Source organism: Blastocatellia bacterium (assembly GCA_025055075.1).
In the GTDB taxonomy this organism is placed as follows: Bacteria; Acidobacteriota; Blastocatellia; order HR10; family HR10; genus HR10.
Genome location: JANWYV010000033.1, coordinates 161,124 through 176,994, shown reverse-complemented (window position 1 = coordinate 176,994; position 15,871 = coordinate 161,124). Strand labels below are relative to the sequence as shown.

Sequence of the window (15,871 nt, the reverse complement as noted above, 5' to 3'; positions counted from 1 at the left end):
CGCACGGTTCCCAGGATCACGCCCTCGGTGGCTTGGGCGCTGACGAGGGAAGCGGCAAGCCCGAGAGCGAGCGAAAGGAAGAGGCTCGCGACGGTTCTCATTATGTTCGTCGTAGTCATTTTCGTCACCTCCTTAGATGGGTTGGGATGAGTCCTAAAGGCACATCCCACGCGATCACGCGTCCGACGCCGAAACGATCAGCTTCCGTAAGACGTCCTCAGCCACCTGCAGGCTCTGCTCGATGTGCGCTTCGGTATGACTGAAGCTGATATGATTGCGTTTGAGATTGAGGGGCAGTTCGAAGATGCCGCGCTCGATGAGCTTGCGCCGATAGGCCAAAAACCGCTCGCTCTCATTGCGCAGCAGATCCTCATAGCTCTCGATGGGCCCCTCCAGGAAGTACAGGACGAAAACGGATCCGAAACCCGCCACCGTAGCACGGATCCCCAGCCGCTCGATGATCTCCCGCAGCCCACTCCGCATGCGTTCTCCCAGGCGGAAGATGTGTTCGTGGACAGGTTGCGTCTCCAAGACCTCAAGGGTCGCTAGTGCCGCCGCACATCCGATGGGATGACCATTGTACGTCCCTGCGAAGAACACGTCGCCCTCGGGATGGGTGTTGAAGCGATCCATCAGCTCGCGACGACCGCACAGGGCGGCGATGGGATAGCCATTGGCCATCGCCTTCCCCAACGTCGTCAGATCAGGAATCACCCCGCAGACCTTCTGGTAGCCCCCTAGGTGATGACGAAATCCCGTCACCACTTCGTCGAAGATGAGCAGGATCTCATGCTGACGCGTCAGCTCGCGAAGCCCTTCGAGGAACCTCGGCTTCGGAAGCACACACCCGATGTTATGAGGGATCGGCTCCAGGATGACGGCAGCAATCTCCCCGCGATTCTCTCGTATCGTGCGCTCCACATCATCCAAATCATTGAAGCGGCAGACGAGGGTAGCGTTGGCCACTTCAGGGAGAGAACCGGCCGACAATAAATCCCGCCGTCCGAGCTTTTCAACCGGACTGATCACGTTCATAGCGACGGCATCGTGCCAGCCATGATAACAGCCCTGGAACTTGATGATCTTCTTGCGGCCGGTGACGGCACGCGCGAGCCGAATCGCTTGATACGTCGCCTCCGAACCGCTGTTGCAGAAGAGCACCTTCTCGGCTGAAGGGACATGCGCGCAAATCTTACGCGCCAGCGCGATTTCCCACTCGGTCACGCCTACGCCGACCAGATCGAGTTGCTGCATCGCCTCGCGAACGCGCTGATTCACGGCCTCAAAGTTGTGTCCCAAAAGCACAGGCCCAAAAGCCGCATGATAGTCAATGTACTCGCGCCCCTCCGCATCGACCAGGATCGCCCCCTGAGCGCGGGTGAAGACCAACTGCGGGACGATGCGTCGGAGTGACGTATTCACCCCCCCCGGCATGACCTCCGCAGCTTCGGAGAACAGCGCATGATTGCGATCCACCGTCGTTCGCCTCAATTCGTCCAGTATATTGGACATATGTCTCCCTCGTTCCGGTCGAATTCTGCGATTCTTGGCGGCTTTGTCAAGATGAAGGAGCCGGATATAATCACTCGATGTCCAGAATCCTGGACGGAAAATCACATGGAGGGAATGGCGCATGGCGGCAGTGAAAACCCAATCGGTGCCGGCCGTGGAACGAGCCCTGACGCTTCTTGAGGTGCTTGCAGAATCAAAGCGGGGCTATACGCTCTCGGAACTGGCGCGTTTGTTACGCCTTCCGAGAAGTTCGACGCACTGTCTGTTGCTGACCCTTGAACGTCGAGGGTATCTCCATCGGAATGAGCAGACGGGGCGGTATATGTTCGGGTTAAAGCTGCTTGGTCTGGCCAACAAGGCCCTCAGCCGGATCGAGTTGCGCGAACGCGCGGCGCCGTATCTCCAGGCGCTGATGCAACAAACAGGTCTGACTGTTCACCTGGCGATCTTAGACCGAGGGGAAGCAGTGTTGGTGGAGAAAGTAGAACCGCCAGGACTGCTGCGATTGGCCACGTGGATCGGCAAACGGATGGACATCCACTGCACGGGCGTCGGGAAAGCACTTTTGGCGTATTTACCGGAAGAGGAGATAGAACGTCTGATTCGCGAGCGCGGGCTCCCTCGCCATAACGAGAATACGATCGCTTCTCCGAAACGTCTGCGGGAAGAGCTGGCGCGGATTCGGGCGCAGGGCTACAGCCTCGATGACGAAGAGGACGAGGTCGGGTTGCGTTGTCTGGGGGCCCCGATCTTCGATCACACGGGTCGGGTGGTCGCCTCGATCAGCGTCGCCGGGACGATCGCTCAGATCACGCGAGAGAACATGGTCGCCCTCGCCGAGGCCGTGAAGCGAACGGCAGCCACGATCTCCCAGCAGCTTGGTTTTGCTCCAGAAAGGAGCGATGGGACATCGTGATTGTGCGACACGCGCGACTCGGGCACGCATTCAGGAGCAATCCGCGTAATGACGATTTCATTTGAATGCTCGTCAATGCTCGCGACCGCCGAAGAGCGCAAAGTCACCCCTGGGGGCGTTGACGCTGATGCTGTGCACGCCGCATCCATGAGATGCTGCGCCCTTTGCTGTCGCCTACACGCATCCGCCGCGCTCGCCCGGCAGAAGTGATCTCGGGAGCGGAAGAAGGCTTCCGCGCTGCCTCACAAGACAGCTTAAAATCTCTTCAGTGGGCAGTGGGTAAACGAGAGGAGAACAGCAAAGACAGAGGAAGGCCTTTGAGAGAAGTAGGGGGATGATGCTTATCTGAGGCGAGGTTCAATCGCTCGCACAAGGCGAGCTGTTCGTTCAAAAGCTTCGGGGGAAACTGACAAAGATGTGACGCCCAGGTGCAATAACGAAGCCGCCATCTCCGGATTCCGCGATGGCGCATCGCCACATACGCAACATTCCATCGCTCGTTCTTGACACGCTCGCGCAACTCGCTCTATGGCTCGCATCACGGCTTCGTCACATTCATCCCAAAGTGGGATCAGACGAGGATTATCTCGATCTATGCCGAGGATGAGCTGCGTGAGATCATTGGTTCCAATGGAGACACCGTCCACAAGCAAAAGGAACTGCTCGATGAGGAGGACGACCGAGGGCACCTCGATCATGATCCAGAGGGGTACGCCGATCCCGAGTATGCCTTCCTCGTTCAGAATTTCGCGACAGGCGAGCACCTCCCCGACGGATCGGACGAAAGGAAGCATGAGGCGGATGTTCGTCCATCCCGCCTCATAAACGCGCCGCACGGCACGCAATTGGAGGCGAAACAGCTCGGGATCGTGCAAATAGCGGCGACAGCCACGCAGTCCAAGCGCCGGGTTCTCCTCCGCTTCCTCGAATTCCGCCCCTCCGCGCAAGCCGCGATATTCGTTCGACTTCAGATCAAGCGTGCGAAAGGTGACCGGGCGCGGCCAAAAGCGACGCGCGACCTCGGCAACTCCGTCGGCGAAGACCTGAATGAAGGCCTCGGCCCCTCCTTCAGCCAGAAGCTTCTTCGGATGAACGCCGAGTGAGAGCGCGAGGAATTCGGAACGTAGTAGTCCAATCCCATCGGCTGGAAGATCAGCATATCGAGCCGCCAGCGGTGGAAAGCTCAGGTTCAGATAGACCTTCACGTGTCGCGAGAGATTCATTCTTCCAGGAAGACCTCCCCTTCGGCCGTAAACCGCACGCGACGCCCCTCGAGCGCATTCACTCCCTCAAGCTGGCATCCCATCACGCACGGCAGATCGAACTCTCGTGCGACGATCGCCAGATGCGAAGTGAATCCTCCGGAGGCGCAGATGAGCCCCCGAATCTTTGGGAGAATGGGGGTGATCGCCGTCACCGATGCTGACGGCGTGAAGACGATCGTCTCCGAGAGATCGGTCTCCATCAACCGCAGGACGTCCTCCAGGGTCTCAACCTTGCGCAAAATGCCGACCGCTTCCTGTCCGGAGATCGGCTCTCCCTCTCCGATCTTTCGCATCTTGTCCTCCCCCAAAGCGAAGCTAGCGCGCGGTCATATCTTCTGAGGCTCGATCTGAATATCCCACAAGGGTGCATCCGAAGGCCGAGCTAGCTCAGTTTCAAGGAGCGCGCCACATCCCGGACAGTAAAAGTGGCGCCACTCGATTGTTTCCTCGATGTAGGTCTTCGGATCGAGGATATGCGGGTTGGCCTCTTCGAGGGAAAAGCTCTTTTGGAGGCAACGGAGCTTGTAATTCTCCGCTGCCGGCGCGAGAGGATGATCGCAATACCGGCAACGGATCCATCCCTCGATGAGCTTCAGACCTTCCGCCAAAATTCGAGCCTCGGGCTCATCAGTCGCCGTTTGCGGCTTCGGTTCAGTCCCGATGCGCTGACGGCGCATCTGCAAGCGCAAGTGCTCCGTCTCGCGAGGAATAACGGCTCCGACCTCGTCGAGCAGGACGCCATAGGCGCGCCGCGCCCATTCTCGCGTGATGCGTCCTTCACGATAGTCTTCAGCAACGCGCTCGGGATCGCGGAGCAATGGATCTCCGTATCCCCCGGCCGATGCCCACGCCATCATGAAGACGTCCTCGGGACCTTGGACGATATTGAAAGCCTTCGGCGGCAGGTGCTCCATCTGACCGCCCAGGACGTCGGCGCGATCCGGCATGCGCCCCGCCGACATGAGCTGTCGCGCGTGGGCTCCGCGAACTAAAGTATATCGTGTCGTCGAAGTAGGGAATCCTCCAAATAGTCCCGGTCCTGGCACAGCGCAGTGTCCCGTCGCCGTAAAGAGCGTGATGCGCTCCGTTCCATGGGGGATGAAGGCCAACTCTGCGGCGTTTCCGCCACGAAACTTCCCCGCCCCTCCTGAATCCGGCAACTCACGACGCCAGAGATAAAGGATCGGATAGAACCATTCAATCTCCTCGACGTTCGGCATCGTGCTCTGTAGGTCCCACGGCCAGCCTCCTGTATCCACGCCGTCCCGCCACGAGAGTCCAGCCAACGCGGCCCCAACTGGATCGAGGAGGAATGAGACATATGGCGCCCCACGCTGATTCACGCCGCTGAGCGCCACGATCGGATACATGGGTGCTCCCATGCAGCTCTGCACCTCTGTCCGTAGCTCCGGATCGTTCGAGCAAGCGAGCATTTTTGAGATCACGAGCCCAGAGAGGGCGATCGTTTGAAGGAGCGTGAGAGCGGGAGCCGCGCTCACCGCCGCTGGGAAGAGCGCGCATGTGAGCGTGCCCGGTTGGACGTCGAACTCCACGTGACGATACGCCCCCTCAACGACAAACATCTGATCGAAAAGCATCTGCGCCGAAACCATCGCCATGATGGCTCCCCGCCAGGCAACGAGGGTGCAATTGAGGGTGCCCGCTTGTGGATCCGTCCCCTCGTTGGAGAAGATTAACCGATCCCCGCGCTTGGTGAGCGTCAAACAGTTCCGATAGATATGTCGATCATCGGGATGTGCCCACTCCACCCATCCGACCTCGCGCCATGTACCGTCAGGGATGGTCTCTAACCTCCTCACGAAGGCTTTCTCCGAATCGTCCTGTAGCTTGCGCATGACGCCTTTGACAGTCGCTGCCCCATATCGGGCGAGCAACTGCTTGATCCGCTCGCGAGCGACATGGCATCCGGCGATCTCGGCGCGCAGGTCCAAAGCGACCAGCTCCGGCATACGAGATCGGCGAATGTATTCCTCCTCGAGATCGCGACGCAGCCGTCCGCGCTCAACGATCTTGATCGGAGGGATGCATCCGGCCTCCCAGTAGACGTCCGGAGCCATGGGATTGAATCCCCCGGGCGCTGTCCCCCCGAGGTCCCATTGGTGCAGGGTGTTTCCCACCCAGCAAAATAGCTCCCCCTCCCAGAAGACGGGCGCAATCAACGTCACGTCCGATTGGTGCGTCGCCCCAATCCACGGATCATTCGTCAAGAAGATGTCGTCTTCCTCGATCCCAGGATTCTCCGAACGGTATTCCAGCGTCCACTTCACCGCTGAGCTGGTCGCCGAGGAGAGGTATTGAAGGAACGGGCCGAAGAAGACGAAATCTCCCTTCTCGTCCAGAAGACACGGATTGAAATCATGCCCATAGGCGCAAATGGGAGAGCCGGAGATCTTCATGATCGTCAATCCATGCTCGACATTAATGTTCCACAAGGCGTGGCGAATGACCTCGTAGGTGATTGGATCGATCCATTCGGCAGCTTCCATGTGCACTTTCAAGCCAGGATCGATCTTCAATTCCCGACCGTAGACGTAGGGATATTGGCGGCCATCCCACTTCACTGAAGACATGTTCGCTTTCCTCCTTTCGTCCATGAGCCCCTCAAATCCGCTCAGGCGAGGGTCAGGATGAAATTCCCGTATTCATCAGTCGTGAGCACACTGTCTGGTCGAACGACGATCGTCGTCACGGGGAGCTCGAGGATCGCCGGGCCTTCGATCACCCCTCCGCGAGGCATGGTCTCCCCATTGAAGATGGGTGTCTGATGATGGCTTCCAAGCTCGCGCCAGTAGACGTCGCGCTGCCCGATGGGCCTCAACTCCTGAGCGCGCTCGCAGGTCTTCTTCCGCATGCCCCGAGGGGCGACGCGACCGAGCCCGATGACGCGCAACAGGCCGATCTCCATCCCCGCCGCCGTGTACGCGGATCCGCGCCCATAGAGCGACTCGTACTTGTGAACAAATGTCCGCTCCAGATCGCGCATGTCTTGATCGGTCAAAATCCCTCCAGGGACGGGAACTTCAACACGGTGGATCTGCAGGCGGAACTTCATCTCGACGAAGCGCTGAAGGAGAACGCGGTCTTCTGGAACTCCCTCTTCGCGCAGTTGGCGTCGCACTCGTTCTTCCAATTCGAAGAAGATCTCAGTGACGCGCGCGGCTTCGAAGGGCGCGATGAGCAGCTCCGCTTTCTCGTAGACGTGCTGAATATCGGTCGAGAGAATGCCAAAGGCCGACCAGGTCGAAGCTAAAGCTCCCCCTGGGACGACAACCGTGCGACACCCGAGTTCCCGCGCATAAGCGGCCGCATGCGCTCCAGCCGCTCCGCCATATGCATAGACGACAAAATCGCGCGGATCATACCCGCGCTGAATCGTCATCTGCCGGATGAGGTCAGCCATGTGCGTCTCCACGATCCGCGTAGCTCCATCCGCTGCTTCCAAGACCTCGAGACCGAGTGGCTCAGCCACCGTACACATCGCCCGATACGCGGCCTCGCGATCGAGCTTGAGCTGACCGCCCAAGAAGAAGTCCGGGTTGTAATAGCCCAGAAGCAGATCAGCGTCCGTCACCGTCGGTCGCATGTTCCCCCGTCCATAACAAGCTGGCCCCGGATCTGCCCCCGCCGATTCAGGGCCGACCTTCATAGTCCCGCTCAGCTCATCCACCCAAATGATGGAGCCTCCACCAGCACCGATGGAAATGATGTCCAGACGCGGCATGAAGAACGTGTATTGATGGAGCGTCGTCTCGGAGGCCGAGAGTGGTCGCCCCTCGACGATGAGGCCGACGTCGAAACTCGTCCCTCCCATATCGGTGGCGATGACGTGTGAGTGCCCAAGCGTCTCAGCTAAGAAGCGGGCCCCCATCAGCCCCCCTACAGGACCCGATCCGATGGTGAACAAGGGCGCCCGTAAGATCTCTTCGGCTGGGGTCACGCCGCCCGCCGCCTGCATGACGAGCAACGGAGCCGTATAACCGAGTTCACGAGCGCGCCTTTCCACCCGCTGCACGTAATGTGCGGTCTTTGGTCCGATGAAGCAGTTGATCACGGTCGCCGCCGTCCGTTCGTACTCGCCCGGCTTGGCAATCAGCTCATGAGCACATGTGACGAACAGATCGGGAGCCATCTCCTGAACCATGCGGCGCACTTCCTGTTCGTGAATGGGATTGATGAACCCCCAGAGGAACGCAATGGCGATCGCCTCGACCTGCTGTTCCAACAGCTCCTCGATAGCCCGTCGCGCCTCATCTCGATTCAACGGCACGATGACCTTGCCCTGCCAATCCACGCGCTCGCTCACTTCGCGGATGAGATGGCGAGGGACGAGCGGTTGAGGCTTCTGATGGCGCGAGACGTGTAAGAGCCTCTCGATCGGCAACCCGGCCGAACGCCCCACCGAGCGCATGATGAGAAGCGCATCGCCATGTCCCCGCGTCGTGATCAGCCCTACGCGCGCGCCCTTCATCTCCACTATGGCGTTGGTTCCTACCGTCGTTCCGTGAAGAAGCATCCGCGTACGCGCCATCAACTCCGCGAGCGTGAGTCCCAACTGTTCGGCCGCAGCCGAAAGCGCGGCGAAGAATCCCTCGGAGAAATCCCACGGCGTCGAAGGGCTCTTGGCGAAGCTCAGATTCCCTTCCGAATCGCGGACAACACAGTCGGTGAACGTCCCGCCCGTGTCCACAGCGCAATAATATTCCCTTGCGTCCCGAATAGGCTCCGAACGTTCTCGCTCAAGGTCATGCGGAGTGAGTTCGCTCCTCATCTTCATTACCCCTCATCCTCATCGTTTGCGCCGACGATCCCTCTCGTTCACTGTGGCAGAGAGACCGGATAGAAGAAATCCCCCTCCGTCGTTGCCATGAACGGCCAGATCGAAGGCGGCTCGGCTTCATCGAGCAAGCGGCGAAGGAACGGAGCCGCCGCCTCTTGGAATGCTCGTCGAATTCGCTCCCCAGCCTCCATACCCGCGATGTCAAAGAACGTCTTCATATGGTTCGCGAAGAGATGCAGGCCGTACTCGATCCTGAAGCGCGGCGACCAGGAGAGCGCCACTCGGTATAGCTCCAACTGCGCATCGGCCGCGCGCGCCTCGATCTTCGCGATCTCCTCGAAAGGAACAGGGCATACCGCCCCATTGTCGCGGGCGGTCAGGAGCGCGCAGGCGCGCACGCGATCCGCGTATTCCGAAGGCTCTATGTGCACGCCGCCGAAGAGGTCGAATCGCACCTTCACATCCCGAAGGACGAGCGCGAGCGCCAGATTCGGGTAGGGATTTCGCGCGCGCGTTTGAGCCCAGGGGAGATACGTGTTCTGCAGATCGGTGAACTCACGAACGACGAGCACATCCCGATCATCCAGAGCGTATGGTCCGTGCGCGAAGAGGCCATCGCGTTGCTCCCCGTGCAAGATGAATGCGTACAGCTCCAGTGTCGCCGCCATTCGACGCAAGCGCTGGAGCGTGAGCGGATCCGCATCGACGAGATGATTCCGCAGCGCAGCGATCGCTGCCGACGGTAAGATTCGCATCGTCGCTTCCGACCCGTTCGGAAGGAGTTCATCGGCCTCGCGATACGCCCGACAGACTCGCCGCCAGAAATCCACGACGAATCCGATCTGCTCCAGATCATCCTCAGGAAAGGGCTCACCCGGCTTCACCCCCAAATCGAGAATATGTTGCTGACGCCCGCCGAGGTAGCAACAGATCAGGACGCTCAAAGTGAGGAAGTTCGGGCGCGCGCACACGCGCTTCATGCGTCGCCCGATCGCCTCGGGAGCGATGACTGTCGTCATCTCCGCGAGCAGCGGATACGCCGTGCGATAGAGGCATTCCCATCCAAGCGAGGAGCGGCGCGGCACATCGAAGAGCGCTGATCGCAGAAGCGCTCGGCGCTCCGACCGCATGAAGGCTTTCAGGCTCTGGGAGACAATCCGAATGTGATGATTGACCTCTTCGAGCGTCATCCTCATGATCATCCGCTCCCTCACTCCAAGGGGCTATAGATCTCTCCCTCCGTCTCCGCAATATGCCGCAGAATGAGCGGAGGCTCGCCCGCCAGCAGAGCCTCCAGGTGCCGTTCCACGCTCTCGCGAAAGCGCTCGCGGATCTCCTGGGGAAAGGCCGCTCCGAGCCCAGCTTGATCGCCGAATACTCGAAGAAGATTCCCATATAACTCCGCCCCATAAGCGATGCGGCGACGATCATCCCATGTGAGGAAGCGCCGGTAGAGGCGCATTTGGGCATCGGCGGCTCGTGCCGCGATGTCTTCCAATTCCTCAAGCGCTACAGGGCGAAGGCCTGCCTCCTCCGTTGTGAAGAGACCATAGGCTATGACGTTTCGGCTATACTCTTTGGGGTCGGTCCAGAGCGATCCAAAGAGGCCGATCCGCACCGCGACATCCTTCAGGCGCATGACACACGTCAGATGCGCGACGGGGAGCCGCACGGATTCGTCCGCCCAAGAGTAGAAATCATCTTGCAGTCCCAATTGCTCTTTGATGAGCAAGCACGTGCCGTCCGACAGCGGATAGGGTCCGTGGTGAAAGATCCCCACGCGCGCTTCGCCATTGAAGACGAAGGTGAGGAGGTCGAGCGTCGCCAGCGCGCGATGCAAACGTCGACGCCGCGCTTCCTCCGGCTCAGGACGAAGCATCGGCAGGAGCCTCTCCACCATCTGGTCCTCTAAGACCGGCAACGTGAAGCCGCCCTCCTCCGGCAAGAGCCGACCATCTCGACGATAGACGGAGAGAAACCGCGCCCAAAAATCCAAGAGGAAGGCGATCTCGTCAGCTTCTCCCTCCGCCAGATGACCGAGTAATCGCTTTTGCTCGCGGCCGTTCAGGTACCCGAGCAGCAGCGAATTGATGTGGATCTCATTGGGCCGCGCGCCAAGTCGCTTCACCCGATGCGCCAGCGCTTCTGGAGACAGTCGTTCGACGACTTGCCCGAGCAATGCTACCAAGTGCTCATGATAGCAGTAGCTCCCTAAAATCAATCGCCCGGGGAGATGAAAGAGTGGCGAGAGGAGCTGCGAACGCTGTTGCGTGCGGAAGAATCCGCGAACGCTCTCCCCGAACTGATGGAGGAACATATTCATATGAGCTCGTTCCATGTCTCTCCTCAACGCGCCAGAGCCTATGCGCGAGCTGCTCGTCCCCATGCAGGTTCCGCATGATATGTTCCCAAACGGGTCAGGAGTCCGGAGGCTATGAGAGTCATCAAGAACAAAACGAGCAAGATTTCCCGATAGGATCCAAGCTTCTCAAAACCCACGCCCATGAGAAAGGGGCCGACTATGCCTCCGAGAAGATACAGGGAGAGACTGTATCCATAGATCTCCCCAAAGGAGCAGAGGCCGAAATATCGGCTCACCAGGTAGGCGATGATGTCTATTTCCGCTCCCATTGTGAGTCCGATTAAGAACGCCGCGACGAAGGCGATGATGCCCCCTACTCCTAACCACAAGAGCAGAATGCCTACTCCGGCGAGGCTGAAAAAGGCGACCGCGACAAAAGGAGCGAAGAACCGATCCAACAAGACGCCGCAGATGACTCGTCCCATGAGAAGGGCGGCGCCGAAGATAGACATAGCCAAGGCAGCCCGTTCGGCCGATAGACCCCGATCCACAAGCAGTGGAACAAGGTGAATCATGATCCCGATCGCGCAGAGGGACATGAGAAAGAAAGCCATGCCCATAATCCAAAAGGTTCGCGTCCGCAGCGCTTCGGATGGGCTCAATCCCGAAGGCGCTCCCGATGACGAAGGGACTTCTGCCCCGAACCGACGGTCTCCTTCGTTCCCCCCAACCCCATCTGGCCAAAGCCCTAGGTCCTCAGGTTTCTCCTTAAGCAAGAGTCCCGCGATCGGGACGACGGCGAGAATTGGAAGGCTCCCCAAGAGGGCATAGGCGGCACGCCATCCCAAGTGTTGGATCAGGAGATGAGCGAGGAAAGGCATGAAGGTCGTCCCTATCCCTAGCCCCGCCATAGAGAGCCCTAAAGCCAGGCCTCGCCTCCGATCGAACCAGTTTGAGATCACCCGCGCATATGGGACGTGAGCCGATCCCCCACTGAGCATCCCTATCACGGCGAAGACGACATAGAGATGTCCGAGATGAGGGGAGAGCCAGGCGAGGCTCATCAGCGCGCCGCCGAAGAGCGCGGCGGCCGGAATGATGACTCGGCGTGCTCCCCAACGATCCACGAGCTTTCCGACCACAGGGGAACATACAGTCATAGCCGAGAGAGAGATCGAATATGCCGCAGCGATCTCCGCGCGATTCCAGTTGAACTCATCGGCCAGCGCGTTTAAGAATATCCCGAAGGTAACTCCGACGAGAGGACCGAAGCTGAAAAGATAGGATATGGCCGCTACTAAGACAATCACCCATCCATAGAAGATCGCCGCCATCGCATTTCCCACAGGGGATGGATTGAACAGTCAGGCGACCGTTCAGAATTCGATCACCGACGGCCGCTCATCTGCGGTGACGAAGCTCCAGGTCAGGCACCCATATCCCTTCGTCCCTTGGACGTCATACTCTCCGATGGAGAAGAGCAAATGATCGAACCGGTGGGGCCAGTGATGCGACGTATCAATGATGCCAAGCGGTCGCGCCGAGAGCGCGAGCGAGCGCCCACGCGCATCGGTGACGCGTACCTCTACTCGTTCGATGGATTTCCAGCGCCGCTCGCTCCAGGTGATGGCCAGACGGGCCGAGCGCAAGAGCGCGCGTTCCCTATCTTGATGGATGTAGCCACAGAGTTGGCGCCGACCGTCGGCGAAGTTCATGGCGGCCACGTTGACGACGAGCGAGGGAGAGAACGGGACCCACAGCACAAGATACCCTCGCCAGAGCGCGCGTGCTCCCCATCCCCACATCCGATCGCGCATTCCGAGCGCGGCGATGTCGATCTCTTCCCCATCGAGATTCATCCACCCTTCGTACCATCCGACCTGATCGAAATGGCGACTCTGTTCCCCCACAGGAGCTTCTTCCATCCAGAGCTTGGCCTCTGCCCAACTGAAGGCGCGGTGAATCGCCCGGAACGTGAGGTCGAACTGCAAGCGCGGGCTATCATACTGCAAGCGCCATCGCACGAACGGCTCGAGCATCTCCAGCTTCAAGGGGCCGAAGCACAGGCGCTCCCGCCCAACGTCGGACGGGATCGCGTAGTCCATCTTCATCAGTTCATAGCCCGGGCGCCCGTCCGTGAAGACATAGAGGGTGAGATCACCTCGACCGGCATTCGGGAAGACGCCTTGGTAGACCTGAAACTGAAGGCGCCTGGCCGGATCGAAGAACTCGAAGTACCATGCTTCGCGCCACCAGGGCTCGGGACCTATGGCATGGATGTCATCATCGGTGAGATCGAGGCCGACGGGGACGAAATCGCGCTCTTCGGACATACGCTCCTCTCCCTATCGCATCATATCGCCTATTGTGAATGGAGAGAATCGAATCAACGACGATTTAACCACCGCGGAAGCGCGGCGACCGCTTCTCGATGAAGGCGCGCACGCCTTCGCGAAAGTCATCGGTCGCCGCGAGCCTACCGACGAGCTGCCGTTCGCGCTCCAACTGCTCGTCCAACGAAGCCGTGAGGCTCGCCATCAGCAGATGCTTGATGGTGACGAGCGCCTGCATCGGTCCTTGCGCGATGCGGGCGGCGAAGGCGCGCGCTTCGTCAAGCAACACCTCTTCGGGAACCACACGATGTATGAGCCCCCATCGCGCTGCTTCCTCCGCTTCGATCAACTCGCCACTCACCATCCACTCGAAGGCTCTCCCCCATCCGATCAACCGCGGCACGATGAACGTTCCTCCGCAATCCGGTGCGATCCCCAGTCGCACGAACGCTTGATTGAAGCGCGTCCCCGCGGCCGCCAATCGGTAATCGCATGCGAGCGCGAGATTACAGCCTCCGCCGCTAGCAACCCCATGAATGGCGGCGATGACAATCTTCGGCATCCCGCGAATGATACGGATCACGTCATTCAAGGGACCGAGTAATTCGTCCAATAAGTGATCGGCCGAGGCGCCTTCCTCCAATCGCCGCTCGAGATACTTCAAATCAGCTCCCGCCGAGAACGCTCGCCCAGCTCCAGTGAGAATCACCGCGCGAACGTCTTCCCGTGCCTGAAGGGTTCGAAAGACATTCCGCAGTTCGGCTGCCAATGCAGCATCAATGGCATTCAACACCTCTGGCCGATGAAGCGTCACCCTGGCCACGGCCTCGCTCACTGTGAGTTGTACGGTCTGTCCGCCCATTCCTCCCTCCTCGTGCGCTCATGTCCGTTCCGCCGCACCCAAACGCTTCACCTCTTCGATCAGGGCCGGCACGATGTTCTCGTAAGCTTCGACGATCCCCAGATCAGCCACTTTGAAGATCGGCGCGCGCGGATCCGTGTTGATGGCGACGATGCACTTGGCCCCGGAGATCCCGACGACGTGCTGGCTAGCCCCAGAAATGCCGACGGCAACATAGAGATCAGGCGCGATCTTCTTTCCCGTCTGTCCGATCTGCCAACTGGCCGGCACCCATCCGGCATCGCACGCCGCGCGCGAAGCCCCAATGGCTCCGCCCAATAAGCGCGCCAGTTCTTCAAGCTGTCGGAAGCCCTCAGGCCCCCCTATGCCTCGCCCACCACCCACAACGATCCGTGCTTCTTCGAGCGGGACGGCGGTCGCCGACTCCTCGCGTATCCGCTCGACGATGCGCGTCCGAGCGCTCGATGGGTCGAGCGTCACCTCGATCGGCTCTAACCGTTCCCCAATGAAATCTCCTTCAAATGGATCGAATGCGCGGGGGCGCACGCAGATGACGACAGGCGGCTGAGGAGCGACCAACACGGCATGGGCCTTCCCCCCATAGACGGGTTTCGTGATAACCACCGCCCCATCTTCAGCCCGAAGCCCGATGACGTCAGTCGCGATCGCCGCCCCTAACCGATAGGCCAATCGCGGAGCGATCTCCAACGCGATCGTCCGACCGGGGAAGAGGATCACGTCCGGTCGAACCGTCGTCAGCAACTGCTCAGTGGCGCTCACGTATAGCTCAGGCGCATATTCCCGGAGCATCGGATGGAGGACGAGGAATGCGCACGTGCTCGCCGATGCCCCGGACGTTGGACTCACGTCCTCTCGACGCTCGGCGATGGATTCCGCAGCCGGACCGATGAGCGCCACGTTCACTTCGGCATCGAACGCGGTCGCGAGGAGGCGGGCTGCGCCGATCGCTTCGCGCTCGCTCCGCCCGACCTCGAGTGTTGGCAGGACGACCAAGATGACACGCATATGCTTTCCTCGCTCAGAGAATTCGCCGCTCCCGCAGTGCCCGCACAAGGTGTGCGGCCTTCTCCCCCACGGTCTCCCCCTCGATCCACTCGCACGCTTTCGACGTGCTCGGGATAACCAACTCTCGCAATTGCAGACGTTCGCTCGCTCCCCAAAGCTCGACCGTCCCCCCCACTAACTCTGAGACCGTCCACACGGGGATCGACGCGCGCGCTGCCATCATCGTGTCTCGGACTTTCGGCAAACGCGGGACGTTCGCCTCGTCGTTCGTGATCGTTGCCACCGCTGGTCGCATCGCGCGCACGATCTCCCATCCTTCGTCCGTTTGCCGCCGCATGAGGAAGCCGTCCTCCGCCACCTCGACGCGCGAAACGAAGTTCACACAGGTCCACCCGAGTGCTTCGGCCAGGAACGATCCGACCAGCCCACCGTGCCAATCTCCGGTCTCACGCCCACAGAGGACGAGATCCACCGGAAGGAGCTTCTCCACCGCTGCCGCTAGGAGGCGAGCGACGACGAACCCGTCAAGTGAAGGACCATCCTCGCTTGAGATCAAGATCGCGCGATCGGCGCGCAAGCTGAGCGCTTTCCGCAACACATCTGCCGTCGAGGGCGGGCCGACCGTGAGGGCGATGATCTCCACCGGTTCGCGATCGGCCATCCGCTCCCGCAGTTGCAAGGCGACTTCCAGTGCGTTTTCATCGAAGATGCTGATGACCAACTGCCCGATCCCTTCGGCTGCTGTCTTTCGTCCTGAATCGAGCCGAAACTCACTGGGCGGAATCTCCGGATCTAAGATCTGTGTCACGCAGACGACGACGCGCATTCCTCCTCCTTTCAAAGGCACACGAGCGTTC

13 protein-coding genes are annotated in these 15,871 nt (G+C 60.0%); 1 reads left to right on the top strand and 12 read right to left on the bottom strand.

The genetic code is table 11. From position 1 onward, the window contains the following. Positions 1–174: 174 nt before the first annotated feature. A complete protein-coding gene (locus NZ746_08650; GenBank protein ID MCS6817436.1) occupies positions 175–1,512 on the bottom strand; it encodes an aspartate aminotransferase family protein in 1,338 nt (445 codons plus the stop codon). Between the two features lie 121 nt (positions 1,513–1,633). Here NZ746_08650 and NZ746_08645 point away from each other — a divergent pair, with 121 nt between their 5' ends. After that, positions 1,634–2,428 (top strand): IclR family transcriptional regulator, encoded by a 795-nt coding sequence (locus NZ746_08645; protein ID MCS6817435.1) that lies wholly within the window; start codon positions 1,634–1,636, stop codon positions 2,426–2,428. Between the two features lie 341 nt (positions 2,429–2,769). Here NZ746_08645 and NZ746_08640 read toward each other — a convergent pair whose 3' ends face one another. From NZ746_08640 to NZ746_08590, 11 genes are all read right to left on the bottom strand, one after another. Beyond that, the gene (locus NZ746_08640) at positions 2,770–3,651 is read right to left on the bottom strand and encodes a hypothetical protein (GenBank protein ID MCS6817434.1); all 882 of its coding nucleotides are present in this window, start codon (positions 3,649–3,651) and stop codon (positions 2,770–2,772) included. After that, complete coding sequence (locus NZ746_08635; protein ID MCS6817433.1) at positions 3,648–3,986, bottom strand: PEP-utilizing enzyme; 339 nt, start codon at positions 3,984–3,986, stop codon at positions 3,648–3,650. Before NZ746_08635 ends, NZ746_08640 begins: the two co-directional genes overlap by 4 nt. 33 nt (positions 3,987–4,019) lie before the next feature. Next, positions 4,020–6,284, bottom strand: a complete 2,265-nt coding sequence (locus NZ746_08630) for a hydantoinase B/oxoprolinase family protein (GenBank protein ID MCS6817432.1) — start codon at positions 6,282–6,284, stop codon at positions 4,020–4,022. Positions 6,285–6,325: 41 nt separating this feature from the next. Then, entirely contained in the window at positions 6,326–8,488 is a 2,163-nt protein-coding gene (locus NZ746_08625; GenBank protein ID MCS6817431.1) for a hydantoinase/oxoprolinase family protein, read from the bottom strand. Between the two features lie 41 nt (positions 8,489–8,529). Next, positions 8,530–9,687 carry a hypothetical protein gene (locus tag NZ746_08620; protein ID MCS6817430.1) on the bottom strand — a complete coding sequence of 386 codons (1,158 nt, stop codon included), beginning with the start codon at positions 9,685–9,687 and terminating at the stop codon, positions 8,530–8,532. A 14-nt stretch (positions 9,688–9,701) separates the two neighbouring features. Then, complete coding sequence (locus tag NZ746_08615; GenBank protein MCS6817429.1) at positions 9,702–10,829, bottom strand: hypothetical protein; 1,128 nt, start codon at positions 10,827–10,829, stop codon at positions 9,702–9,704. A gap of 23 nt (positions 10,830–10,852) precedes the next feature. After that, positions 10,853–12,127 carry an MFS transporter gene (locus tag NZ746_08610; protein ID MCS6817428.1) on the bottom strand — a complete coding sequence of 425 codons (1,275 nt, stop codon included), beginning with the start codon at positions 12,125–12,127 and terminating at the stop codon, positions 10,853–10,855. A 42-nt stretch (positions 12,128–12,169) separates the two neighbouring features. Next, on the bottom strand, positions 12,170–13,126 hold the full coding sequence (locus tag NZ746_08605) for a hypothetical protein (GenBank protein ID MCS6817427.1): 957 nt from the start codon (positions 13,124–13,126) through the stop codon (positions 12,170–12,172). Positions 13,127–13,190: 64 nt separating this feature from the next. After that, a complete protein-coding gene (locus tag NZ746_08600) occupies positions 13,191–13,988 on the bottom strand; it encodes an enoyl-CoA hydratase-related protein (GenBank protein MCS6817426.1) in 798 nt (265 codons plus the stop codon). 18 nt (positions 13,989–14,006) lie between these two features. Next, the gene (locus NZ746_08595; GenBank protein ID MCS6817425.1) at positions 14,007–15,014 is read right to left on the bottom strand and encodes an electron transfer flavoprotein subunit alpha/FixB family protein; all 1,008 of its coding nucleotides are present in this window, start codon (positions 15,012–15,014) and stop codon (positions 14,007–14,009) included. Positions 15,015–15,027: 13 nt separating this feature from the next. After that, the gene (locus NZ746_08590; GenBank protein ID MCS6817424.1) at positions 15,028–15,840 is read right to left on the bottom strand and encodes an electron transfer flavoprotein subunit beta/FixA family protein; all 813 of its coding nucleotides are present in this window, start codon (positions 15,838–15,840) and stop codon (positions 15,028–15,030) included. Positions 15,841–15,871 lie beyond the last annotated feature (31 nt).

Coding starts and splice junctions, on each gene's coding strand:
- NZ746_08650 (MCS6817436.1), bottom strand. CDS start 1,512: ATGTCCAATATACTGGACGAATTGAGGCGAACGACGGTGGATCGCAAT.
- NZ746_08645 (MCS6817435.1), top strand. CDS start 1,634: ATGGCGGCAGTGAAAACCCAATCGGTGCCGGCCGTGGAACGAGCCCTG.
- NZ746_08640 (MCS6817434.1), bottom strand. CDS start 3,651: ATGAATCTCTCGCGACACGTGAAGGTCTATCTGAACCTGAGCTTTCCA.
- NZ746_08635 (MCS6817433.1), bottom strand. CDS start 3,986: ATGCGAAAGATCGGAGAGGGAGAGCCGATCTCCGGACAGGAAGCGGTC.
- NZ746_08630 (MCS6817432.1), bottom strand. CDS start 6,284: ATGTCTTCAGTGAAGTGGGATGGCCGCCAATATCCCTACGTCTACGGT.
- NZ746_08625 (MCS6817431.1), bottom strand. CDS start 8,488: ATGAAGATGAGGAGCGAACTCACTCCGCATGACCTTGAGCGAGAACGT.
- NZ746_08620 (MCS6817430.1), bottom strand. CDS start 9,687: ATGAGGATGACGCTCGAAGAGGTCAATCATCACATTCGGATTGTCTCC.
- NZ746_08615 (MCS6817429.1), bottom strand. CDS start 10,829: ATGGAACGAGCTCATATGAATATGTTCCTCCATCAGTTCGGGGAGAGC.
- NZ746_08610 (MCS6817428.1), bottom strand. CDS start 12,127: ATGGCGGCGATCTTCTATGGATGGGTGATTGTCTTAGTAGCGGCCATA.
- NZ746_08605 (MCS6817427.1), bottom strand. CDS start 13,126: ATGTCCGAAGAGCGCGATTTCGTCCCCGTCGGCCTCGATCTCACCGAT.
- NZ746_08600 (MCS6817426.1), bottom strand. CDS start 13,988: ATGGGCGGACAGACCGTACAACTCACAGTGAGCGAGGCCGTGGCCAGG.
- NZ746_08595 (MCS6817425.1), bottom strand. CDS start 15,014: ATGCGTGTCATCTTGGTCGTCCTGCCAACACTCGAGGTCGGGCGGAGC.
- NZ746_08590 (MCS6817424.1), bottom strand. CDS start 15,840: ATGCGCGTCGTCGTCTGCGTGACACAGATCTTAGATCCGGAGATTCCG.